Source organism: Pyxidicoccus sp. M15 (genome assembly GCF_056858435.1).
The window spans coordinates 3,739,183-3,762,049 of sequence record NZ_CM166495.1; the positions used below are offsets into that span (position 1 = coordinate 3,739,183).

Below are 22,867 nucleotides of genomic sequence, written 5' to 3' on the forward strand. Positions count from 1 at the left end.
GCATGCGCCGAGTTGTGCTAAAGGCGCCGGTTGTGAGACCGACCCCTCCTGCCTTCCGTCCGAGTTTCCTCCGCCAGCCGCGGCTGTCCGGCGTGCTGGTCCTCGCGCTTGGCGCCCTCGCCGGCTGCGAGAAGAGCAACCCCACGCCTCCGCCCGCGCCGGCGGAGCCGCCCGCGGCGGCCCAGGCCCCCGCGGCTCCCGCCGTTCCCCATGAAGTCACGCTGCTGGTTACGGGCGGCGCCTTCGGCCAATTGCAGCCCGTCGAGGGCAAGGGCGGCGCGGCGGAGCTGCTCGGCCGCTGGGTGGCCGAGGAGAAGCACTGCCCAGGCCCCGTGAAGGAGGGCCAGGCCTCCTGCCCCGACTCCGGCACGCTGGCGCTCGCCACCGGTGACCACTGGAACGGCCCGGCCATCTCCTCCTTCTTCCTGGGCACGCCCACCGCCGAGGTCATGGGCCGCATGGGCTACGCGGCCTCCGCCATGGGCAACCACGAGCTGGCCTTCGGCAAGGAGGCCTTCCTCAAGAACCGCGCCGCGGGTGGCTTCCCGTTCCTCGCCGCCAACCTCAAGGTGAAAGACCCCGCGCTCGCGGGCGACCTGTCCCTGCCCGCGTTCCAGGTGTTCGAGCGCCGCGGCCTCAAGATTGGCGTGGTGGGCCTGGCCTCGGAGAAGACGGTGCGCACGGCCATGTCCGGCCGCGCGGAGGGCCTGGAGGTGACGGGCTACGAGGACGCGCTCAGCGTCGCCGTCCCCGAGGCCCGCAAGGCCGGCGCGGACGTGGTGGTGGTGGTCGCCGACACCTGCGTCACCGAGCTGCAGCCCGTCGTCGCCAAGCACGCCGACTGGAAGCTGGCGCTGGTGGCCGGTGGCCGCTGCCCGCAGCCGGTGGACACCAAGGAGGGCAACACCACCTTCGTGTCGCTGGACCGCGGCTTCAACAAGTACCTGCGCGCGCACCTGAAGTTCGACCCGTCGAAGCCGGCGGGCGAGAAGGTGACGGCCATGGACACGAAGCTCGTCGACGTGGCGGGCGGCACCCCGGACACCGAGACGGCGCAGCTCATCACCAAGTGGAAGGCGCAGCTCGACGAGGTGCTGGGCCAGCAGATTGGCTTCACCAAGGCGGGCATCCCCCAGAACTCGCCGCAGATGGCGAAGTGGGTGGGGGGCGCGGTGCGCGAGGTGCTCACCACGGACGGCGCCATCCTCAACAAGGGCGGCATCCGCGGCGACCTTCCGGCCGGCGCGATTACCCGCGGCAGCATCTACACGGTGATGCCCTTCGAGAACACCCTCCTGGTGGTGAAGCTCAAGGGCGAGGACCTGGCGAAGCAGCTGGCCAACCCCAACGCGCTCATCGCCGGCTTCACCTCCGCCGGGAAGGGCAAGTTCAAGGACGCCAAGGGCAAGGCGCTGGACCCGAAGAAGGAGTACTCGGTGGCCACCATCGAGTACCTCTACTTCGGCGGTGACGGCTTCGAGTTCGAGAAGTTCGCCCCCGAGCCCACCGAGACGGGCATGGCCTGGCAGACGCCGGTGGTGGACTGGACGAAGGGCAAGGAGTCCAGCGAGAAGAAGCCGCTGGAGAAGCTGGTCAAGTAGGCCGCCCGCTTCCTTCGCTTCACCCGAGGCGCCGGAGGGACTCGCATGAGTCCCCCGGCGCTTCGCCGTTTCAGAGCCCCGAGGGGCCCGGCGCCGTCGGGACGCCGGGCGCCGCCGTCGGGGTGGCCGAGGCCGCGCCGCACACGGCCTCGTAGCGGGCCAGGGTGTCGTGCACCGTGCGCCGCAGCCGCTCCGGGGTGCTCTCGTGGAGCATGTCCGCCGCGAGCTGCTGCGCGGAGAGGGCCTCCGGGCAGCGGCCGAGCTGGAAGAGAATCGTCGACCAGGTGTCGAGCACCGCCGCGTTGCCGGGCGACAGCGCCACGGCGCGCCGGGCCGCCGTCAGGCCCTTCTCCGGCTGCGACGTGCGCGCGTAGAAGCCCGCCAGTCCGTTCTGCGCGCTCACGCTGTCGGGCAGCAGCTCCACGGCGCGCAGCCGCGCGGCCTCCTGCTCCTCGGAGGTGTTGCCCGCCGCGTCCAGCGCCTGGGCCAGCGCGTCCCAGGCCTGCCCGCTGTCCGGGTGCCGCTCCACCAGTTGCCGCGCGAGCTCCAGCCGGCGGGACGGGTCCACCGTGGAGCGGATGCGCAGCAGGGTGGCGGCGACGTTGCCCGGGTCCTCCTTCAGGGCCTGCGCCATCTCCTGCTCCGCGCGATGGAGGCGCTCCTCCGGGGACGCCGCGCCGGGCGTCATGAGGAAGAGCTGGGCGCGGATGGCGTGCACCTCCGCGGGCTCCAGCGCGCGCATCTGGAGGGGACTCTTCACCGGCGGCAGCGGGGCGGTGACGGTGGGGTAGGTGACGTGGCGGCCGCCGTGGACATAGGCGTGCAGCTGCCCGGCGAGGTCCTTCTCGCCGCGGAAGGACTCCTCCCAGGCGTGGCGGGGCTCCTCGCCGCTCATGAGCCGCGTCTGGAATTCGTCGAAGCGCGCGGGGTGCCGGCTGATGAAGAAGTGCACCCACAGCCAGGAGGACGCGTAGTAGTTGCGCGACTCGGCGGTGCCGAGCAGGCCCTTTCCGTCCCACTCCCACAGCTCGTCCAGTGTGCGCCAGCCGCTGCGCTGCACGTGGTTGAGGAAGGCGGAGTGCAGGCCCCCGAGGATGACCTCGTTTCGCTCCGGGCGCAGGATGATGGACTCCAGGTAGGCGGCGAGCCCCTCGGACAGCCAGCGCGGCTGGCGCACCAGGGCGAACTCGGAGAGGTAGTGCGTCAGCTCGTGGGCCTGGGTGCCCACGTCGGCGGGGGCTTCGCTGAGGGCGTACGCGTTGCCGGCCAGCACCAGCACCGGGCCGTCCGAGGTGGTGGCGGAGAAGCCCTCGATGCGGACGTTGGTGAACTCCTCCAGCGTGGTGTGGTTGGCGAGGACGATGACCTCCACCGTGCCCGGCGGGTCGAAGGTGCCGGCCCAGGCCTGGAGCAGGCCCTGCCGGAGCAATTCCAGCTCCCGCGTGGCCTCCTGCGCGGTCTCCGCGTCCAGGTGGGTGCGGACGCTGAAGTGGGGGCTGCGCACCTCGACCCAGGGGCGCCCGCCCTCGGCGGGGCACACGGCACGCAAGGTGGTGCACCCCGAGAGCAGGGTCAGCACCAGGCCCAGGACAGGGACCGACATCCGACACGTCATGCCCCGAGTTTTCCCACAACCCGCGCCGCGAGGGCAGGGAGGGGCCCCGACGCCTGGGCTAGAGTGTCCAGCCATGGAGATGGCGGAGTTCATCGAATCGCGCCGGCCGCGCTGGGAGCAGCTCGAGGCGCTGCTGGACAGGTCCGAGTCCCACGGCCTTCGCGGGCTGAGCCTGGAGGAGGCCCGCTCGCTGGGCAAGCTGTACCGGGCCGTCTCCAGTGACTTGCTGTGGGTGCGTGCGCGCAGCGGCTCGGCGGACGTGAGCGCCTATCTCAACGACCTGGTGGGGCGGGCCTACGCGCTGACGTACCCGGGGCGCCGCCCGCGCTTCGCGGACGTGTGGGGCTTCGTGGCGCGGGGCTTCCCCGCGCTGATGCGCCGGGAGTGGCGCATGTACGTCGCCTCCGCGCTGCTGCTGCTGGCGGGCACGGGCTTCGGCTACCTGGGGATGCTGGTGGACCCGGACGCCGCGCACTACCTGGTGCCCGCCGAGCACCTGGACCTGGACCCGGTGAAGCGCGCCGCGGACGAGGCGGCGGGGGAGGGGATGACGGCGGGGCAGCAGGCCCAGTTCACCACCTTCCTCTTCACCCACAACATCCAGGTGGCCTTCCTGGCCTTCGCGCTGGGAATCACGATGGGGCTGGGCACGGCGGTGATGCTCTTCAGCAACGGCCTGTTCCTGGGCGCGCTGGCGCAGGTGTACACGGCGAAGGGCATGGCGGGCTGGTTCTGGGCGTGGATTCTTCCGCATGGCATCCCGGAGATAACGGCCATCTGCATCGCGGGCGCGGCGGGCCTGGTGATTGCGCGCGGGATGGTGGCGCCGCGCGGCCTGCGCCGGGGACAGGCGCTGCGCCAGGAGGCGGTGACGGCGGTGAAGCTGCTGTTCGGCACGCTCGCGCTGTTCGTGCTGGCGGGCTTCATCGAGGGGACGATTTCCCAAATCCACCCGCCGAAGCTGTCGGTGGCCTTCAAGGTGTCCTTCGCGCTCACCGTGGGCGCGGGCGTGTACGCGTACCTCCTGTCGGACTGGCTGCGGGGCGGGAAGGCGGGCACCGAGGACGGCGCCCGCGAGCCCGTCGCGACGCCGTGATACACCGCCCGCGTGACTGACCGCCTCGCCCTGCCTCCGCTGCCGCCCGAGCCGGAGGTCCTCATCGAGTGCCCGCGCTTCTCCTTCGTGAAGCGGCGCGCGGACGGGACGGTGGACTTCGTGTCGCCGCTGCCGTGCCCGTACAACTACGGCAGCATCCCCGGCCTGATGTCCGATGATGGGGACCCGCTCGACGCGGTGGTGATGGGGGCGCGGCTTCCACGCGGGCAGCGGGTGCGCGTGCCCGTGGTGGCGGTGCTCGGCTTCATCGACGAGGGGAAGGGCGACCCGAAGGTGGTGTGCAGCGCCCGCCCCTTGAGCGCCTTCGAGCGCGCCGGGCTGGAGCACTTCTTCCGCATCTACGCCTTCTTCAAGCGCGGCCTGCACCGGGTGCGCGGCAACGTGCCGGACACGCGCTTCGTGGGCTGGCTGCCGACGCTCGGTGCCGGGGCCGGAGACACCGGGGCCCGCTGAAGGGGCGGGTTACGTCAGCGGCTTCGACATCCGCAGCACGCGGTACGTGAGCAGGCCCTGCTCCAGCGGCCCCACCCACTTCTCCTCGCGGAAGCCCATGCGCGTCCAGAAGCGCAGGGCCGCGGGGTTGGGCTCGGCCACCCCGAGCCGCAGCAGTTGGACGCCCCGGCCTCGCAGCCAGTCCTCATACGCGCGGATGACGGCCTCGCCGCGCCCGTGTCCGCGCACCTCCGGCGCCAGCAGCATCAGTCCCAGGTACCACTCCCCCGGTGAGGGGAAGTCGCTCACGGACTCGAGGATGCCCACCAGCGCGCCGCCCGCGTCCCGCAGCGCCACGAGGTGCCCCCGCTCCGGGCCCAGCCCCGGAGGGCGCTCCCCGGGCATCTGCTTCGCCTCATCGGGCCGCGCGGGCCTTCCGTAGCAGCGCTGGTAGAAGTCCTCGCAGCGCTCCAGCAGCGGCTGGAACACGTCGACGTCCGCGTCGGCCACATGCTCGGCGGTGAGGTCGGCGGCCTGGAAGAGCGGGGCCATGTCGTGGTCGCTACAGCACTCCGCGCGCCTTGATGTCCAGGTAGCGGTTGACGGCCGCGAGGCTCAATTCATCCGGCTGTACGTCCATCATCTGCACGCCGCCCTGGCTCACCCGGGCCTTCAGTACCTCGCGGTCCGTGAGCAGCTCCGAGGCCACCGCCTGCTGGAACGCCTCCTCCGGCCCCGGCGGCGGCGTGCGCAAGAGCTTCTGCAGCGCGGTGTCCTTCACCGACAGGCAGAGGGGCACGTGCCGCCGCGCCAGCCGGTGCAGCGGAGCCACCATGGTGGAGGCCTGCTCCTCGTCGAGGAAGTCCGTGAAGACGCACAGCAGGCTGCGGCGCGTGAGGCGGACGTTCAGCTCCTTGAAGAGGGCCAGGTAGTCCACGTACGTGAGGCTCGGCGTCGTGGAGTAGAGCGCGTCCACCATCTTCCGGTACTGCCCGCGCCCGGCCGCCGGCGGCAGGTACGCCTTCACCCCGTCCGCGAAGACGGCCAGCCCCACCCTGTCCCCATTGCGCACCGCCACGAAGGCGAGGAAGAGGGCCGCATTGACGGCATGGTCCAGCTTGGTGAGGCCATCCACGTGCGCCGCCATGGAGCGGCCCGCGTCCACGCAGATGAGGATGGACTGCGAGCGCTCCGACTCCAGCACGCGCGTCACCGGCCGGCCGCGCCGCGCGGTGGCCTTCCAGTCCACGTCCCGCACGCTGTCGCCCTGCGCGTAGTCACGCAGCCGGGCGAACTCGCTGCCACGCCCGTCCCGCCGGAGCTTGCGCAGGCCCAGATTCACCAGGTCCAGCGCCGCGCCGGACAGCAGCAGCCGGCTGGCCCCGCGCAGGTCCGGATACACGGAGATGGACGTCGCGGAGGGATACGCCCTCTCGTGGAAGACGAGCCCCAGCGGCCCTCGCACCCGCACGTGCACGTCGCCGAACTCGAAGCGGCCGCGCTTCGCGGGCGTCACCCGGTACACCCAGCGCGCCTCGCTGTCCGGCGGCAGGGCGAGCGGTGCCTCGTCGGGCGTGGCGGTGAAGGACTCCGGCACGTCGTCCTTCACGCGCGCGTCCACCGTGCCCGCGCCCCGGTGCACCAGCCGCAGCTCCACCTTGTTGGGCACGCCGACGTTGAGCCGCTGCGGCAGCACGCGGCGCACCTCCAGCCGCACCCGCCGCGCGGCGAGCAGGTCCACTCCGGCCAGCACCAGCGCCAGCGCGTCCAGCACCAGCACGGCGCCGCCGAGGCCGGGAAAGAACCCCGCGGCCATCATCGGCAGCGCCAGCAGCGCCAGCAGCACCCAGAGGCGCGGGGTGGGAATCAACGCGGGACCTCCACCCCCTGCACCACCTCGCGCAGCACGTCCGAGGGCGTGGCCCCGTCCAGCTCCGCGTCCGGCGACAGCAGCAGGCGGTGCTTCAGCACCGGGCCGGCCAGGAAGCGCACGTCGTCCGGCGTGACGAAGCCGCGCCCCCGCAGCGCCGCCAGCGCCTTGGACGCCAGCAGCAGGTGCACGCCCGCGCGCGGGCCCGCTCCCAGGCGGATGCGGCTGGACGTGCGCGTGGCCGCCACCAGCTTGCGGACGTACGCGAGCACCGGCGGCTCCACCGTCACCTCGTTGAGCGCCGCCCGCGCCGCCAGCAGGCCGTCCTTCGCCACCGCCGCGTTGACGCCCGCGCGCGTGAGGTCGCCCGAGTCGAAGCCGCGGTGCACCGCGGCCAGAATCGCGTCCTCCTCCTCCGGCGCCGGGTAGCCCACCTCAATCTTCAGCAGGAAGCGGTCCAGCTGCGCCTCGGGCAGCGGGTACGTGCCCTCGGACTCCACCGGGTTCTGCGTGGCGAACACCGTGAAGAGGGGCGAGAGCACCAGGTTGCGGCCCTCCAGCGACACGCCGCGCTCCTGCATGGCCTCCAGCAGCGCGGACTGCGTCTTGGCGGGGGCGCGGTTGATTTCGTCCGCCAGCAGCAGGTCCGTGAAGATGGGGCCCTTCACCAGCACGAAGGACTGGGACTTCAGGTCGAAGACGCTGGTGCCCAGGATGTCCGCGGGCATCAGGTCCGGGGTGAACTGGATGCGCTTGAAGTCCGCGCCGATGCTGCGCGACAGCGCCTTGGCCATCAGCGTCTTCGCCACGCCGGGCACGCCCTCCAGCAGCACGTGGCCGCCGGCGATGAGGCCGCACAGCATCAGCTCGAGCGCCTCGTCCTGGCCGACCACGGCCTTGCGCACCTCGTACAGCACGCCCTCGCGGATGGCGTGGGCGGCCTGCACGGCGGCGCCGTTGGAGGCGAGGGTGGGGGCGGTATCGGTGACGTTCATGTCGTTCCGGGAGTGCTGCGCCGGCCCGTGCCGGCGGTGTGGAGTCGTTGACGCAGCCTGGCCGCATGGGCCGCGAGCTGCTGGAGGTCGGCGTCGCTGCCCACCGTGTCCGCCTCGGCGGCCACGGCCTGGAGTCCCTTGGCCAGATCATCACGGCCGCGCTCGCGCAGCCCCTGCGCCACCGAGGCGGCGGGCGAGTGCGCGGGCAGGCCCGCATGCAGGGCCAATTCCTGGGTGAGTCCCCTGGCGATGAGGCCGGCAGCGAAGCCGTGGTGTCGGCCCTCGCGGTACAGCCGGCCCATGGCGAAGAGGGCGTCGGTGGCGCCCACGCGGGCGGCCTCGGGCGGCGGGTGCGGCCGGCCGAAGCGGCGCAGGGACACGGACCACAGCGCCACGCCGAGCAGCAATTGCACCACCGCGAAGTGCAGGCCGTAGCGCCGCGCGAAGTCCACCACCGAGCGCTCGTTGGTGAAGCCGTGGTGGAACTCGTCGAACTCGTAGGGGCCGGGGCCCAGGCCCGCCAGCGCGCTCAGCCAGAACTGCGCGTTGTCCGCGCGCGCCAGGGCCCGGTTCATGGCCAGTTCCGGCGCGCCCACCACCAGCACCCGGCCCTGGCCGTGCGGCACCACCGCGGCCACCACCTGGCCCAGCCGGTCGTCCTCCAGCACCGGCACCGCGCCCTCCGGCAGCGTCAGGTAGGCCTGCACCTTCGCCTCCACGCGCTCCACGCCCAGCGTGTACGGCGTGGGCAGCGGCGGCACCAGCGTGCGCATGGGCAGCGTCGTGTCCGCCTTGGTGAGCTTCACCGACAGCGCGTCCAGCAGCGGGTTCTCCCGCGAGCCCCAGGGCACGTACACCAGCGTGCCGCCCTCCTTCACGTGCTCCAGCAGCTTCTCGTACTCGGTGTCGTCCAGCGCGGCGGCGCGGAAGGCGTTGAAGCCGGTGCGGGGGACGTCCTCGTCGGCGAGGCCGGCGTCGGGCTCGGCGGCGAGCCGCGTCTGGTCCGGGTCCTCCTCGTAGGCGCCCTCCACCTCCACCGCCAGCAGCACGGGCGTCAGCGGCCCGGTGACGACGCGCAGGTCCGACATGCGGCGGACCACGGGCAGGCCGCTCTCCTGGGCGAGCAGGAAGAGGGCGCGCGCGCCGTCCTCCTGGGCGCGGAAGGTGGACAGCGTGTCGGCGAACTCGCCGCGCTGGGCGCTCTTCACGAGGAAGGCGCCGAGCACGACGGTGAGCACGAGGCCACCCACCACCATCAGCGGGAAGCGGTCACGCACCGGCGGCCTCCGTCGGCGCGGGCGCGGCCAGCAGCGGCTGGGTGAGGGCGCGGAACTCGCGGTAGCCCTCCGCGCCCACCGGCACGTTGCCGTACCAGGCGAAGTCGAAGCGGCGCGTCAGCTCGCGGAAGGGCGGCTTCCACTCCGAGCGGCCCCGGAACTGGCGCAGGTAGTCCCAGTTGCTCAGCGTCACGTCGTAGAGGATGGCCCCGTCGCGGTGCAGCCGGGACAGCAGCGCCAGGTAGAGGCTGCGCACCGCCTCGCGGTACTCGCCCCGGGCGGCCAGTTCGTCGGCCAGGTGCGCCCAGCCCTCGGGCGGACGGGACAGCGCATGCGCCGGGTCACCCGCCAGCGCCGCGGCGTCCACCGTGGACACCTCCAGCCCGGCCCCGTCCGCGTGCTTCTTCCCCTTGTTCAGGAACATGATGAGCAGCCCGGCCAGCACCACCACCGTCACCGCCACCAGCACCACGACGAGCACGTTGGCCACGGTGGCGCCGCTGACCAGCTGCGAGGCCTGCCTCGGCGGCGGCGCCGGCTCCCGCTCGAAGAGCTTCTTGAGGAACTCCCCCAGCCAGTCGATGAACCGCCGCCACCAGCCCGGCGCTTCCGGGGGCACCGCTTCCTCGGCGGCGTCCTTCTCCGCCTTCGGCGGCGCCACCGCGAACTCCGGCCGCGCGAGGATGTCCTTCGCCCGCGCCGAGGCCACCCGCGCATCCGCGCGCGTCTGGGCTTCGAGCGTCCCGGAGGCCTGCGCGAGCCCCCGCTCCAGCGAGGCCATGGCGGTGTCGCAGTCCTCCTCGTCCCAGGCCTGGCGCTCCACGGTGCGCACCAGCCGCTCCAGCTTGCCCGTCTCGGCGGGGCCCAGCGCGCCCAGCGACTCGAAGCGCGCGTCCTCCGCGGGGCCGCTGGCCTCGCAGGCCTCGGCCACGGCGCCCAGCCGCGTCACGGCGTCACGGGCGGAGGTGACGGGGCGCTCGGGAGCCGTCTCCGCCCAGGCCGGGCTTCCCGTCAGCAACAGCCCCGCGCCGAGCACCGCCGCCAGCACCGCCGCGCTCCGGGGGCCCAGGGCCCGGCCCGTGTTCCTCGCGGGGAGTTGCTGCACGGCGGCGAGCAGGTCCAACCCCTCCTGCCGCACGCGCCCGTCCACCAGCAGCAGCGTGGCCGCGGCGGCGCGCACCGGCTCGAAGAGGGCGAACGTCGTGGCCGCCAGGAACAGCAGCCACGGCGGCGTGTCCAGCGAGGCGAAGCGCTCGGCGAACGTCAGGTCGATGCCCACCAGCTTGCGGCCGAGGAACAGCGCGAAGTTGGCGGCGATGTGCAGGTTGAAGAAGGCGAGCAGCTGCACGCCCATGAGGATGCGCACCACCACGGCGGTGCCGCGCGCCGGGCCGAGCAGCCGCGAGCACAGGCCGTACAGCTTCAGCGGGCTGCCCCTGCCCTGCATCATCGTCGCGTAGCCCACGCTCTGCGCGGCCAGCACGAAGAAGCCGATGCCCAAAGTCAGCGTCATCACCAGGGTGTTGAAGACGAAGAGGTACGCCACGGCGATGAACAGGCCGGGCGCGCGGCCCAGCGCGGCGCGCATCGAGGCCCACGCGGAGGGCTCGGCCTTCGTGCCCAGCAGCACCTCCTGCGTGTAGTGGCAGGCCGCGCCCTGGCACAGGCCGCGCAGGAACCACGCCAGGGTGAGCGCCAGCGAGGGCAGGGCGAGCGGCCGGCCCATGCGCACCGCCTCGGCCAGGTACAGCACCGCGGCGACGACGGCCGCGCCGCCGGGCAGGGTGAGGGCCCAGACGCCCGTGTTGCGCGCGCACAGCCGCAGCGCGGCGTCCATCAAGGCCACCGCGCCTCGGGGGCGCAGCTCGAGTGCCGAAACGGCCATGCGTTAGCTCGCCACCGCCTGGGCCACCAGCAGGATGGCGCCCCAGACGAGCGCCACCCCCACCAGTCCCAGCACCACGTTGCCCGCGGTCCACTCGCGCCGCTCGCCCGGGCCTTCCAGCGCCTTGAGGCGCTTCTCCAGGCAGCTCGCGCAGCGGTTGATGCCCTCGAACTGCGTGGTGCATTCCCGGCAGATGACGCGCCGGCACTCCACGCAGACGCCGAGGCCGGCGCGCTCCGGGTGGTAGTGGCAGCGGCCCGAGCCCTGAATCATGCCGCCACCTTACGCAAACCCGGGCCCGCCACACCACCCCCTGAGAGGACGACTAGAGCTCGTCGAGGAACTCGTCGTTGTACGTGTAGCGCGACAGCCGCTTGACGAGCGCCTCCATGGCCTCCACCGGCTTCACCGAGTGGAGCATCTGCCGCAGCTTCTTCACCTTCTCGTACTCGCGCAGGGTGAAGAGCTTCTCCTCCTTGCGCGTGCCGGACTGGGCGATGTTGACGGCCGGGAAGACGCGCTTCTCCGCGAGCAGGCGGTCCAGGGTGACTTCCGAGTTACCGGTGCCCTTGAACTCCTCGAAGATGACCTCGTCCATGCGGCTGCCGGTGTCGATGAGGGCGGTGCCGATGATGGTCAGCGAGCCGGCCTCCTCCGTCGCACGCGCGGCGCCGAAGATGCGCTTGGGGCGCTCCAGCGCGCGGCTGTCCACGCCGCCGGACATGGTGCGGCCGGAGTTGTCGATCTCCTTGTTGAAGGCGCGCGCCAGGCGGGTAATCGAGTCGAGCAGGATGACCACGTCCTTGCCGTTCTCCACCAGCCGGCGGGCGCGCTCCAGCGCCAGCTCCGCCACCTTGAGGTGGTCCACCGTGGGCCGGTCCGAGCTGGACGCCAGCACCTCGGCCTTGATGCTCCGACGCATGTCCGTGACTTCCTCGGGACGCTCGTCGATGAGCACCACCATCACGTGACACTCGGGGTGGTTGGAGAGCACCGCCTGGGCGATGCGCTGGAGCATGATGGTCTTACCCGTCTTCGGCGGGGCGACGATGAGCGCGCGCTGGCCCTTGCCGATGGGGGCAATCAGGTCCAGCACCCGCGTCACCAGCTCCTTGTGGCCGTTCTCCAGCTTGAGCCGCTCGGTGGGGTCCACCGACGTCAGGTCCGCGAAGTGCGGCAGCCTGGGCGCGCCTTCCAGCGGCCGGCCGTCCACGGTGTCCACCTTCTGGATGATGCCCTTGTTGCCGCGCATCTGCGCGAAGGCCGTGAGGTACTGGCCGTTGCGCAGCTTCAGCTTCTGCACCAGGTTCTTCGGCAGCTCCGGGTCGTCCGGCGCCGCCAGCAGGTTGCGCTTGAGCTGCCGCAAGAAGGCGTTGGGGCCCTTGGCCTCCGTGTCCAGCACGCCTTCCACCGGCGCCAGGTTGGGCTGCTGCGCGGCCTCGCGCTGCTGACCGCCGCCGTGCTGCTGCCGCTGCGGGTGGTGGTGCTGGTGTTGCTGCTGCTGCTGGGCCTGCGGGCCGCCCTGGCCCTGCTGCTGTTGCTGCTGCTGCGCCTGGCGCTGGCGGTACTGCTCCAGTTCCTGCGGCGTCAGGAAGACCTGGACCTGCTGCCCGTCCGCGCCGGGCTGCATCCGGTAGGCCTGGCCGTCCGGGGTGAAGAGGACCTGCGCGCCACGACGGCGGCGGCGACGGCGGCGGCGGCGGCCGCCTGCCTGGCCGGGCTGCCCGGGGGCGCCTCCCTGGGACGGGCCACCCGCGCCCGCGGCATCGCCGTCGTCGGGACCCTCGTCGTCCCCGTCGTCGCCGCCGTCGTCATCCGCTTCGGGCGGGGGTGCCGGGCGGGCGGCCACGGGCATCGGGGAGGCATCTCGGGGGTCGCTGTTATCGGGGTTTTCGCTCATGGGGTTTCCAGACGGCGCGCGTCCCATGCTGGCCATCCCGGAGGAGGCGGAGACGCAGGGTGACTCAGGCTGTGGGACAGGGAGCCGGACGCGGGGCCTTGAGACGAGCAGGCCGAACCGCCGGTCCCTGAAGCACCCTGGCGGCCCGAGGCCGTCCGGGGTGCATGGGTAACACTAACAGAGGCCGGGGGCGGCGCCGCCGCTTTTTTCACCCCCATTCCACTCCGGTGTTCTGCGGCCGACCTCACTCCACCGTGAGGGTGAAGGGCATCATCGCCTTCATCCCCGGCTGGAGCAGCTCCAGGTCGAGCCCCGCGGAGCGCGCCAGCATCCGGAGGGGCTCGGGAATGGCCGGAGGCGGCTCGGGCAGGAGGGCGAGCGCCGCGCGCACGCCCGGCTCCCCGCCCAGCCCGGAGAAGAAGCCCCGCGCCTCGCCCATGACGACCACGTCCAGGTCCTCGTCCACGGGCACACCGGCCCGCTTGCGCGCGGACTCCACCGCCTCGGGCAGGCCGCCCAGCCGGTCCACCAGTCCGCGCGCCAGCGCGTCCTGCCCGCTCCACACGCGGCCCCGCGCCAGCTCGTCCACCTTCGCCTTGTCCAGCTTCCGCCGCAGGGCCACCTCGGTGATGAAGATGTCGTACGAGGCATCCACCCACGCCTGTGCCGCCGTCTGCTCCTCCGGCGTCCACGGCCTCCACGTGTCGAACATGTCCGCGAGCGGCGCGCGGGTGATGCTCTCCTGGCTGACGCCGAGCACTCCGCCCAGCAGCCCCTGGAAGGCGGGCTTGACGTAGTAGACGCCGATGCTGCCGGTGATGGTGGGGGCGAGGGCGAGCACCTCGTGGGCGCCCATGGCCGCGTAGTAGCCGCCCGAGCCGGCGACGTCGCCCATGGAGGCGATGACGGGCTTGTGCTTCGCCGCCTCCACCACCGCCTGGTACATCAGGTGCGAGGCCAGCACGTCCCCGCCGCCCGAGTCCACGCGCACGACGATGGCCGCCACGGACGCATCCGCCTGCGCGCGCTCCAGCGCGCGAATCACGGTCTCCGCGCCGGCAATCTGGCTGAAGCCCAGCGGGTCCTCGCGGCTGCGGCCTCCGGAGATGGTGCCCAGCACCGGCACCACGGCGATGCGGCGCCGCTGGCCCCAGCGGCCCTCGCGCTCGTCCCTGGGCGCGTAGGTGGTGCTGAAGCGGCCGCCCGGCACCAGCTCCTTCACCTTCGCGTCCAGCTCGGTGGGGAGGATGACGCCGTCGAGGAAGCCCAGCTCGTGGGCCTTCTTCGCCGTGGCGAGCCCCGTGGCCCACAGCTCCTTGAGCCGCCCGGGCGGCTGCTTGCGCGACTCCGCCACGCCCTTCTCGTACCAGGCCGTCTGCGTGTCCAGGTACGCGTTCACCGTCTCGCGCCACGCGTCGCTGGGCTCCGTGTTGGCAATCTGCTCCGTGGCCGACTTGTACTTGCCCACGCGCGCCACGTCCCAGTGCACGCCCAGCTTCTGGAACGTCCCGCCGACGGTGTTCAGGTGCGCCACCAGCCCGTTGATGGGCAGCATCGCCTCCGGCACCGCGTAGACGCGGTCCGCCGCCGAGGCCACGAAGTACCCCTCGTCGTCCGCCGACAGCAGCACCGCCATCACCCGCTTGCCCGACGCGCGCAGCCGCAGCACCGCCTGGCGCAGCTCCTCCGCCTTGCCCCAGTTGACGCCGGGCAGCCCCTCCATCTTCAGCACCACGCCCGTCAGCCGCTCGTCCTTCGCCGCCAGGTCCAGCCACCGCGTCAGCTTCAGGTAGGGGTCCGTGCCGCTCGCCCCCAGCATCGCGAGCAGCGGGTTGGTGCCGCCGGCCAGCTCGTCGTTGAGGTCCAGCATGGCCACCACGCCGCCGGGCGGACGCAGCGAGCGGTAGCTCTCGCTGGACAGGCGCAGCGCCACCACGTGGTCCGTCCCGTCCTCCGTGCCGCCCGCCGCATACGTGAGACCGATGCCGGACGTGTCCACCGTGGCCGCCACCTGGAGCGCCAGCGGCACGCCGCTGACGAAGCCGTGGGACACGCCCGCGCCCAGGCGCAGGCCCGGAATCACCTCCGCGTTCAGCGTGTACGTGGCCTGCCCCTGCCGGAAGGCCCCCTCGGAGAAGAGCCAGTCCACGCCCAGGGTGTAGCGCTCGTCCAGCGGCCGCACCCCCAGGCCCAGGTTGTACTGGCGCTTCACCTCGAAGCGGCCCTCCTCGGGGGCGTTGAGGTCCTTCACCACCGCCGCCAGCGACAGCGCGCGCGCCGGCCGCGCGGTGAGGCCCAGGTCGAAGCCGGACAAATCATCGAGGTCGCCGTCGTCCGAGCTGAAGGTGTGCCACGAGCCGCCCAGCTGCAGCGTGCGCGTGCCCACGGACAGGCCCAGCGACGTCTTGCGGTAGTCCGGCTCCGCGCGGCCGCGCACCCACTCCATGGAGAGGCCCGCGCCCAGCCCCAGGAAGCGCGAGGCCAGGAAGACGCCGTCGCCCACGCCGTCCCGGACGAGGTTGCGCTCGTGCAGGTAGAACAGCTGGCTGCCCCCGACGAAGCCGAGGCCCGCCGGGTTGAGGGAGAGGGCGGTGGCCTCGTCCACCAGCGCCGCGCCGGTGGGCGGCAGCGTCACGCCCCGGGAGGGGAGGGGGGCGCTGTCGATGGCGCCCGTCTGGGCGGCCGCGAGGGAGGGGAGCAGCAGGAGGGCGAGCAGGCGCATACGCCCCGGGACTCTAGGCGCCGAGCGCCCCGGGACAAGCGCCGCGCGTCACCAATCCTCGGTTCCGGACACCCCGTCCAGCGGGTCGTCGCCTTTCTTCTTCTTCTCCGAGGCCTTCGTCTTGCCGCCGCGGTCCTCGGCGCTCCAGTCCTCGGTGCCGCCGCGGTTGTCCAGGGGGTCCGAGCTGCGCGACACCTTCTCGCCGGTCGTGTTCACCAGCTGATTCACCATGCGCTCCAGCTCGTTCTTCAGCTGGCCGAACTCATCACCCTGGAGCACCACGCGCCGGCCGCCAATCCGCTTGCCGCTCTTGACGTCGTAGTAGCCCAGGGACAGCTCCGAGCCGTCCTCCAGCGCCTTCAGCGTGCCCACCATGGCGCGCTCCAGCCCCAGCGACTGGCCCATGGCCGTCACCCCGGAGGCCTTCGCCGCGCCGCGAATCACCTCGCCGGCCACGCGGTCCAGCTGCACGTCATAGGCCTTGTACTCGGGCGTGGGCACCAGGTCCGCGCTCACCTCCACGTCGTCCGGCGTCACCTCCAGGAGCTGCCCGTGCTGGCGGAAGCCGGGGCGCTCCAGCCGCAAGAGGTGCTTGCCGATGGGCAGCGTGGACAGCGTCACCGGGGTGTGGCCCACCAGCTCGCCGTCCAGGTACACCCGCGCGCCCGCGGGCCGCGACTTCACCGTGGCGCCGCCGCGCAGCTGCGAGGTGCGGCCGGTGGCCACCTGCACGCGCAGGGCGAGGTAGTCGCGGCCGAAGCGCTTGGGGTTCAGCTCGAAGTTGGGGTTGAGGGCAATCAGGTCAATCAGCACCAGCTTCGCCTCCTCCACGTCGCCGCGCAGTTGCAGCAGCGCGCCGTAGAGGGCCAGCGACTCACACAAGGGCGAGCAGCCGCGCATGGCGCCCGCCGCGGCGTCCAGCGTCTTGAGGGTGGCGCGGACCTTCTTCTCCGCGTCCTCGTACTCCTTCTTGTCGAAGGCGGCGACGCTCTCCGACAGGCCCTTGCGCGCCTTGTCCAGGGCCGCCTTGGCCGCCGTGTCCTCCGGCATGCCGAACAGCGCCTCGGGCTTGCGCACGGTGAAGCCGGCGAAGTTGCCGAGGGCGTCATTCATGTAGCCCTCCATCTGCACGCTCGCGGACTCGGAGGCCGGGTCCATGGGCACGACGAGGCTGGAGATGCGCGGCGCGGAAGGCGGGGCGGCCAGGGCCAGCGTCGGGAGGAGGGCGAGGAGAAGGGCTTTCATGGGGTACCTCGACACGGGCGACGCGAGCCGCCCGCCATTCATTCAATCCCTGCGCCTCTAGAAGCCGACGCCGCCACTCACGGGGTGCCAGCCGCGGCCCTTGTCCTGGGTGGCCACGAACACCGCGCCCGCCGTCACCGCGGCCACGCCGCCCACCACGGCCCAGAAGGCGGGCCGCTTCAGCAGCGAGTTGCCCGAGCTGCCGCCGCGCTCCGAGACGCGGGGCGCCGTGGAGCCGGTGACGAAGTCGCGCACCTGGTCCGCCGCGGCGGCCGTGCCTTGCTTCGCGTCGCGCGACGCCAGCTCGATTTCCACGCCGCGCAGCCGCGCCTTGGACTTCAGGTCCCACGCCTGCAGCTCCGCCTCGGCGCGGCCCTTCTTGTCGCGGGACACCGCGGCCAGCACCACGTAGCGGGCGCCCAGCCGCTCGCCAATCGCGCGCGCCTCGGCGGGGACGACGTCCTGGTCGAAGGCGCGCTCGGTCGCCGCCTTGGCGGCGGCGTCACGCACGGCGGACAGGCCCGGCGCGGGCTCCAGCTTCGCCTTCAGCTGGGTGGGGGCGGAGGACTTCACCTCCGCGTAGGTGGCGTACGGCGCATAGCCGGGCAGCTGCACCATCACCGGGTGCTGGCCGGCGGGCACCTCCACCGCCCTCAGGGGCGTGACGCCCAGCTTCTGGCCGCGCACCCGCACCTCGGCGCCAGCCGGCTGCGACTCCACCGCCAGCGTGCCCGCGGGCAGTCCCCTCACGGCGGTGCGAGCCTCGTCGTAGGCCTTCTGCACCTCCTGGCTGAAGAGGGCGCTGTCCGGACGGGCGGAGGGCTCGGCCACCGCGGCGTGGGTGAAGGCCTCCTTGGCGCCCATCATGTCCCCGTTGAGCTGCCGCGAGGCGCCCAGGAAGATGTAGGCCTGCGCCAGCCGCTCCGTGCTCAGCTCCGCCGGGGCCTGGGTGTAGGCCTCCGCCGCCGCCTTGAACTTCGCCTCCGCGGCCTCGGGGTCCAGGTTGTCGTAGGCGGTGCGGCCCTCCTCGAAGAGGGTGTCCGCCTTCGTCAGCGGCACGGGCGACGGCGGCGGGAAGGCCGCCCCCAGGTCCACCAGCTCCACGCCGGTGCCCAGGTGGCGCAGCAGCTCACCCTCCAGCTTCACCGCCGCGTCCTCCGCCGCGGGCGTGCGCGCCACGGCGAACAGCGCCACCGTGCCGGAGGCCGTCAGCAGGGCCGGCTTCTCCAGGACGGGCTTCGCCACGGCGGGCGCGGGCTCCGGCACCACCGGGGTGGCCACGGCGGGCGTCGCCGGCTTCTCCAGCGGCGTCACCGGCGTCTCGTTCTCCGCGGGCTTCGCGTCGGGCTCGCCGAAGACCATGGGCTCCGTCGGCGTCACGTCCCCGGTGTCCGCCGTGTTGGTCTCCTCGGTGACCGGCACCTTCTTCTTCTTGGGCGGTGCCTTCTTCTTCACCGACTTGGTGACGGCCGGCCTCTTCTTGCTGGCCTTCTTCCGGGTGGTCTGGGCATGCGCGGGGAGGACGGCCAGGAGCAGCGCGAGGAGCAGGGCGAATCGGCGGAACGTGTTCACGGCGCCGGAGCCTAGCCGAGCAGGGGGGCTTCCTCACAAGTCCCGGCCCGTCTTGGGGACCCTCCCGGGGTGGAGAACGACCCGCACCCCTTGGGCGCGGGCCGTCCTGCCGGGCCCGAAGGGGCCTAGACGTCCAGGTCCTGGACCTCGCTGGCGCGCTCCATGATGAACTTGAAGCGGGCGCTCACGTCCTTACCCATCAGGTCGTTGATGAGGCGGTCCGTGTCGAGCGGGTTGTCGATGGTGACGCGCAGGCTCATCCGATTCTTGGGGTCGAGCGTCGTCTCCTTCAGCTCGTCCGGCGTCATCTCACCCAGGCCCTTGAAGCGCATGATGTTCGGCTTCGCGTTGCCCTTGGTCTTCTCCCGGATGATGCGGTCCCGGTCGGCCTCGTCCAGCGCCCAGTACGTCTCCTTGCCGATGTCCACCCGGTACAGGGGCGGCTGGGCGATGTGGATGGTGCCGCCTTCAATCAGCGGGCGCAGGTGCCGGTAGAAGAAGGTGAGCAGCAGCGTGGCGATGTGGTGGCCGTCGCTGTCCGCGTCCATGAGCAGGAAGACGCGCCCGTAGCGCAGCTTGGTGACGTCGAAGTCCGAGCCGATGCCGCAGCCCAGCGCGGAGACGATGTCCTGCAGCTCCTTGTTCGTCGTCACCTTGTCCGTGGACGCCTGCTCCGCGTTGAGCACCTTTCCGCGCAGCGGGAGGATGGCCTGGGTGCGCCTGTCGCGGCCCTGCTTCGCGGAGCCGCCTGCGGAGTCACCTTCCACGATGAACAGCTCGCTCAGGCCCGGGTCGGTCGAGGAGCAGTCCGCCAGCTTGCCCGGCAGGTTGAGCCGGTGGCTGACGGCCGTCTTGCGGCTGATGGCCTGGGACGCGGCGCGGCTGGCCTCGCGCGCGCGGGCGGCGAGGATGATGCGGGCCACCACCGCCTCGGCGATGGACTTGTTGTCGTTGAGCCACTTCTCCAGCGCCGGACGCAGCACGCCGTCCACCTGGGCGGTGACTTCGGGGTTGTTGAGGCGGCCCTTCGTCTGGCCCTGGAACTGGGGCTCCACCACGTAGGTGGACAGAATGGCCACCATGCCCTCGCGGATGTCCTCCGCGGTGAGTGTCACGCCCTTGGGCGTCAGGTTGTGCGTCTCGATGTAGTTGCGCACCGCCTTGACGACGGCGGCGCGCAGGCCGCCTTCGTGCGTGCCGCCCAGGTTGGTGGGGATGCCGTTGACGTACGAGCGGATGTGCTCGTCCGTGGCCTCCGTCCACGCCAGCGAGGCCTCCAGCCGCACCCCGTTGTCACGCGAGTGGTAGAACGTCGCGCTGCCCGGAGGCACCAGCGGCTTCTGCCGCTCCGCCACCACCTTCGTGAGGTACTCGGCGATGCCGCCGTCGTGCTTGTACGTCACGTGCGTGTGCGGGTGGGCCGTGTCGTCCCGCCAGATGACGGTCATGCCCTTGTGCAGGTAGCTCTTGGCCTCCAGCCGCTCGCGCACCGTCTCCGCGTCGAACTTCAGCTTCTCGCCGAAAATCTCCGGGTCCGGCTCGAAGGTGACGGACGTGCCCGTGCCGCGGCAGGGGCCCTCCACCTTCAGCGGGGTGGTGGCCCGGCCGCGCGCGTAGTTCTGCACGTGCTTCTTGCCGTCGCGCTTGATCTCCACGACGAGCTTGCGCGCGAGCGCGTTCACCACCGAGCTGCCCACGCCGTGCAGACCGCCCGAGTGGATGTAGTTGCCCTGCTCGAACTTGCCGCCCGCGTGGAGCGTCGTGAGGATGACCTCCACGGCCGGCTTCTTGTGCTTGGGCATGATGTCCACGGGGATGCCGCGCCCGTTGTCCACCACGGTGATGCTGCGCCCGTCCTTGTGGAGCGTCACTTCCACGGTGGTCGCGAAGCCGTTGATGACCTCGTCCACCGAGTTGTCGAGGATTTCCCACAGCAGGTGGTGATAGCCGGTGCTGTCGGTGCCGCCGATGTACATCGCGGGGCGCTTGCGCACGGGCTCCAGGCCCTCGAGGACCTGGATGTCCGCGCCTGTGTAGCTTTCCTTCTTCGTCGCCATGGCTTCCTCTGGCTAGTCCTTCTTCTCGGGCAGTTGGATGAAGGCGATGGGCTTCGCCACCTTCTCCACCGCGTCCTTCCGCGACATCTCGTGGCCCTTGCCGCCGCGGCCCGTCACCTCGTACTTCGCCGGGGACAGGTGCAGCTGGCGGCCCTTCTGCGTCTCGAACTCGAGCTTCGCGTCCTTCTGGCTCGGCGGGGCGACGAGGAAGTCCACCACGCCGTCGGAATCGTCCACCTTGATGACGGTGACGCCCTTGCCGGGCCCCGCCAGCTCGTTCACCTCGGCCACCTTGCACACCAGCGCATTCGTCTTGCGCGTGAGCACCGCCAGCAGGTCCTTCTCACCCACCGGCTGCACGCCGATGATTTCGTCGCCCTCGCCCGTCTTCGCGTAGCGGCGGCCGGCGCGCGTGGACACCTCCAGGTGCGGCTCCAGCAGGAAGCGCATGCCCAGGCCGTGCTTCGTCACGCCGATGAGCTTCTCCGTGCGGGGCAGCCGCGCGTCCAGTGACAGGGCGGCCACGACGCGCTCGCCGTCGTCGAACTTGAAGAACTTCTGCACCGGCTCGCCGTAGCCCGAGGAGGCGGGCACGTCGTTGAAGCGGGTGACGTACGCGGTGCCGAAGTTGCTGAACAGCACCAGGTTGGCCTTGAGGCTGCCGGCGAGCACCGCCATGACGGCGTCGCCCTCGCGCAGGCGGGTGGAGGACGGGTCCTTCACCTCGCGCATGCGCTTGACCCAGCCATCGCGGGTGAGGACCACGTGGGCGTCCTCGTCGGCGATGAGGGCCTCCTCGCTGAACTCAATCTCCTCGGAGCCCGCGCCGCCGATGCGGGTGCGGCGCTTGTCGTTGTACTGCGTCTTGAGCTCCGTCAGCTCGTCCTTGACGGTGCCCCAGACCTTCTTCTTGTCCCGGAGGATGGCCTCGATGCGCTTGATCTCCGCGCGCTTCTCCTTGAGCTCCTTCTCCACGACGAGGATTTCCAGGCGGGCCAGCTTGTAGAGCTTCATCTCCAGGATGGCGTCCACCTGGAGCTCGTCCAGCTTGAAGCGGGCGATGAGCTTCTTCGCCGCGTCCTGCTTGCCCTCGGACGCGCGGATGATGCGAATCATCTCGTCGAGCGCGTCGTAGACCTTCTCGAAGCCCTCGAGGATGTGGACGCGCCGCTGCAGCTCCCCCAGCTCGTGCTGGAAGCGCTTCGTCACGACGTCGAAGCGGAAGTCGAGGAAGTACTGGAGGATGGACTTGAGGTCCAGCCGCTCCGGGGTGCAGACCTCGGGGTTGTCCTTGTTGGGGACGAGGCACGTCATGTTGACGCCGAAGTTCGTCTGCAGCGCCGTCTGCTTGTAGAGGTACGCCATCACCAGCTCGGCGTTGGCGTCCTTCTTCAGCTCCAGGACGATGCGCACGTCCTTGGTGGACTCGTCGCGCACGTCGGTGATGAGCGGCATCTTCCGCTCGCGCACCAGCTCGCCAATCTTGGCCACGAGGGTGGACTTGTTCACCGTGTAGGGGATGGAGGTGACGATGATCTGCTGGCCGCCGCGCTTCAGGTCCTCCAGCTTGTACTCGCCGCGGATGCGGATGCTGCCCTGGCCCGTCTCGTAGATTTCCCGCAGCTCGGGCTTGCTGTTGAGCACCTGCGCGCCCGTGGGGAAGTCCGGCCCCTTGACCCACTTCATCAGGTCCTTGGTGACGAGCTTCGGGTCCTCGATCAGCGCCACCAGCGCGTCCACCAGCTCGCCCAGGTGGTGGGGCGGGATGTTGGTGGCCATGCCCACGGCGATGCCGGTGGTGCCGTTCATGAGCAGCTGCGGCACGCGGGCGGGGATGACGACGGGCTCCTGCAGCGAGCCGTCATAGGTGGGCCGGAAGGCCACCGTCTTGCGGCCCAGCTCCTTGAGCAGCTCGCTGGCCAGGGTCGCCAGGCGGCACTCGGTGTAGCGCATGGCCGCGGCGCCATCGCCGTCCATGGAGCCGAAGTTGCCGTGGCCGTCCACCAGCGGGTAGCGCAGGGAGAAGTCCTGCGCCATGCGCACGAGGGCCTCGTAGATGGAGGCGTCGCCGTGCGGGTGGTACTGGCCCATGACGCTGCCCACCACCTTGGCGGACTTCTGGTACTTCGCGTCATGGGTGAGGTGGTGGTCGTGGTACATGCCGAAGAGGATGCGGCGCTGCACCGGCTTGAGGCCGTCCCGCACGTCCGGCAGGGCGCGCGAGGTGATGACGGAGAGGGCGTAGTTGATGTACCGGCGACGCGCCTCGTCAGCCAGCGAGGCCGGGACGGAGTTCTCCCCACCGCCGCCACCGGCCGCGGAGCCACCGCCACCGCCGCCGCCACCCCCGGCCCCCTGCTTCTTTCGCGTCTTCGTTTCGGCTTCTGCGAGCATGGTCATCAATCCAGGTGAGAACGCCTCGTACCCGAACGCGGCGCGCGGCCCGCGCACTCCTCACTTCCGGGTCCGGAAGGTATGTAACAGGGCGGCGGGACTACCATGGCCCCCTGACATTGGGAACGAATTCGGGGGGTTGCGCACGCTCAGGGTACGCCCACCTATACGTCCGTATAGTCCTG

16 protein-coding genes are annotated in these 22,867 nt (G+C 71.6%); 3 read left to right on the top strand and 13 right to left on the bottom strand.

Translation table 11 applies throughout. The features are described from left to right. Nucleotides 1-2: 2 nt before the first annotated feature. Nucleotides 3-1,601 (top strand): bifunctional metallophosphatase/5'-nucleotidase, encoded by a 1,599-nt coding sequence (locus ACX9TP_RS14080; protein WP_482980237.1) that lies wholly within the window; start codon nt 3-5, stop codon nt 1,599-1,601. 70 nt (nt 1,602-1,671) lie between these two features. Here the strand turns inward: ACX9TP_RS14080 and ACX9TP_RS14085 are convergent, their stop codons facing one another. After that, nucleotides 1,672-3,204 (bottom strand): tetratricopeptide repeat protein, encoded by a 1,533-nt coding sequence (locus ACX9TP_RS14085; protein WP_482980238.1) that lies wholly within the window; start codon nt 3,202-3,204, stop codon nt 1,672-1,674. Nucleotides 3,205-3,289: 85 nt separating this feature from the next. Between ACX9TP_RS14085 and ACX9TP_RS14090 the strand changes: the two genes are divergently transcribed. Both ACX9TP_RS14090 and ACX9TP_RS14095 read left to right on the top strand, forming a co-directional pair. Next, nucleotides 3,290-4,312 (top strand): stage II sporulation protein M, encoded by a 1,023-nt coding sequence (locus ACX9TP_RS14090; RefSeq protein ID WP_482980239.1) that lies wholly within the window; start codon nt 3,290-3,292, stop codon nt 4,310-4,312. A gap of 12 nt (nt 4,313-4,324) precedes the next feature. Further along, nucleotides 4,325-4,786, top strand: coding sequence for an inorganic diphosphatase (locus ACX9TP_RS14095; RefSeq protein ID WP_482980240.1), 462 nt, complete (start codon nt 4,325-4,327; stop codon nt 4,784-4,786). A 9-nt stretch (nt 4,787-4,795) separates the two neighbouring features. Here the strand turns inward: ACX9TP_RS14095 and ACX9TP_RS14100 are convergent, their stop codons facing one another. The 12 genes from ACX9TP_RS14100 to ACX9TP_RS14155 all read right to left on the bottom strand — a co-directional run bounded on the left by ACX9TP_RS14100 (nt 4,796) and on the right by ACX9TP_RS14155 (nt 22,682). Then, nucleotides 4,796-5,317, bottom strand: coding sequence for a GNAT family N-acetyltransferase (locus ACX9TP_RS14100; protein WP_482980241.1), 522 nt, complete (start codon nt 5,315-5,317; stop codon nt 4,796-4,798). Nucleotides 5,318-5,327: 10 nt separating this feature from the next. Next, nucleotides 5,328-6,635, bottom strand: a complete 1,308-nt coding sequence (locus tag ACX9TP_RS14105; protein WP_482980242.1) for a DUF58 domain-containing protein — start codon at nt 6,633-6,635, stop codon at nt 5,328-5,330. Then, nucleotides 6,632-7,630 carry an AAA family ATPase gene (locus tag ACX9TP_RS14110; protein ID WP_482980243.1) on the bottom strand — a complete coding sequence of 333 codons (999 nt, stop codon included), beginning with the start codon at nt 7,628-7,630 and terminating at the stop codon, nt 6,632-6,634. Before ACX9TP_RS14110 ends, ACX9TP_RS14105 begins: the two co-directional genes overlap by 4 nt. Further along, nucleotides 7,627-8,907: a DUF4350 domain-containing protein gene (locus tag ACX9TP_RS14115; protein ID WP_482980244.1), complete on the bottom strand. Its 1,281-nt coding sequence runs from the start codon at nt 8,905-8,907 to the stop codon at nt 7,627-7,629. Before ACX9TP_RS14115 ends, ACX9TP_RS14110 begins: the two co-directional genes overlap by 4 nt. Then, the gene (locus ACX9TP_RS14120; protein WP_482980245.1) at nt 8,900-10,792 is read right to left on the bottom strand and encodes a DUF4129 domain-containing protein; all 1,893 of its coding nucleotides are present in this window, start codon (nt 10,790-10,792) and stop codon (nt 8,900-8,902) included. The genes ACX9TP_RS14115 and ACX9TP_RS14120 overlap by 8 nt, the downstream gene beginning before the upstream one ends. A gap of 3 nt (nt 10,793-10,795) precedes the next feature. Then, nucleotides 10,796-11,065, bottom strand: a complete 270-nt coding sequence (locus ACX9TP_RS14125) for a hypothetical protein (protein WP_482980246.1) — start codon at nt 11,063-11,065, stop codon at nt 10,796-10,798. A gap of 52 nt (nt 11,066-11,117) precedes the next feature. Next, nucleotides 11,118-12,692: a transcription termination factor Rho gene (rho, locus tag ACX9TP_RS14130; protein WP_482980247.1), complete on the bottom strand. Its 1,575-nt coding sequence runs from the start codon at nt 12,690-12,692 to the stop codon at nt 11,118-11,120. 244 nt (nt 12,693-12,936) lie between these two features. Further along, nucleotides 12,937-15,414: a signal peptide peptidase SppA gene (gene sppA, locus ACX9TP_RS14135; RefSeq protein ID WP_482980248.1), complete on the bottom strand. Its 2,478-nt coding sequence runs from the start codon at nt 15,412-15,414 to the stop codon at nt 12,937-12,939. A 48-nt stretch (nt 15,415-15,462) separates the two neighbouring features. After that, entirely contained in the window at nt 15,463-16,659 is a 1,197-nt protein-coding gene (locus ACX9TP_RS14140; protein ID WP_482980249.1) for a PEGA domain-containing protein, read from the bottom strand. Between the two features lie 57 nt (nt 16,660-16,716). Then, nucleotides 16,717-18,231: a PEGA domain-containing protein gene (locus ACX9TP_RS14145; protein WP_482980250.1), complete on the bottom strand. Its 1,515-nt coding sequence runs from the start codon at nt 18,229-18,231 to the stop codon at nt 16,717-16,719. Between the two features lie 125 nt (nt 18,232-18,356). Then, a complete protein-coding gene (locus tag ACX9TP_RS14150) occupies nt 18,357-20,288 on the bottom strand; it encodes a DNA gyrase/topoisomerase IV subunit B (RefSeq protein ID WP_482980251.1) in 1,932 nt (643 codons plus the stop codon). Between the two features lie 12 nt (nt 20,289-20,300). After that, nucleotides 20,301-22,682 carry a DNA gyrase/topoisomerase IV subunit A gene (locus ACX9TP_RS14155; protein WP_482980252.1) on the bottom strand — a complete coding sequence of 794 codons (2,382 nt, stop codon included), beginning with the start codon at nt 22,680-22,682 and terminating at the stop codon, nt 20,301-20,303. Nucleotides 22,683-22,867: the final 185 nt, after the last annotated feature.

What these genes read in the sequence shown, in the direction of transcription:
- ACX9TP_RS14080 (WP_482980237.1), top strand. Translation starts at nt 3, where the DNA reads ATGCGCCGAGTTGTGCTAAAGGCGCCGGTTGTGAGACCGACCCCTCCT.
- ACX9TP_RS14085 (WP_482980238.1), bottom strand. Translation starts at nt 3,204, where the DNA reads ATGTCGGTCCCTGTCCTGGGCCTGGTGCTGACCCTGCTCTCGGGGTGC.
- ACX9TP_RS14090 (WP_482980239.1), top strand. Translation starts at nt 3,290, where the DNA reads ATGGAGATGGCGGAGTTCATCGAATCGCGCCGGCCGCGCTGGGAGCAG.
- ACX9TP_RS14100 (WP_482980241.1), bottom strand. Translation starts at nt 5,317, where the DNA reads ATGGCCCCGCTCTTCCAGGCCGCCGACCTCACCGCCGAGCATGTGGCC.
- ACX9TP_RS14110 (WP_482980243.1), bottom strand. Translation starts at nt 7,630, where the DNA reads ATGAACGTCACCGATACCGCCCCCACCCTCGCCTCCAACGGCGCCGCC.
- ACX9TP_RS14120 (WP_482980245.1), bottom strand. Translation starts at nt 10,792, where the DNA reads ATGGCCGTTTCGGCACTCGAGCTGCGCCCCCGAGGCGCGGTGGCCTTG.
- ACX9TP_RS14125 (WP_482980246.1), bottom strand. Translation starts at nt 11,065, where the DNA reads ATGATTCAGGGCTCGGGCCGCTGCCACTACCACCCGGAGCGCGCCGGC.
- rho (WP_482980247.1), bottom strand. Translation starts at nt 12,692, where the DNA reads ATGAGCGAAAACCCCGATAACAGCGACCCCCGAGATGCCTCCCCGATG.
- sppA (WP_482980248.1), bottom strand. Translation starts at nt 15,414, where the DNA reads ATGCGCCTGCTCGCCCTCCTGCTGCTCCCCTCCCTCGCGGCCGCCCAG.
- ACX9TP_RS14140 (WP_482980249.1), bottom strand. Translation starts at nt 16,659, where the DNA reads ATGAAAGCCCTTCTCCTCGCCCTCCTCCCGACGCTGGCCCTGGCCGCC.
- ACX9TP_RS14150 (WP_482980251.1), bottom strand. Translation starts at nt 20,288, where the DNA reads ATGGCGACGAAGAAGGAAAGCTACACAGGCGCGGACATCCAGGTCCTC.
- ACX9TP_RS14155 (WP_482980252.1), bottom strand. Translation starts at nt 22,682, where the DNA reads ATGCTCGCAGAAGCCGAAACGAAGACGCGAAAGAAGCAGGGGGCCGGG.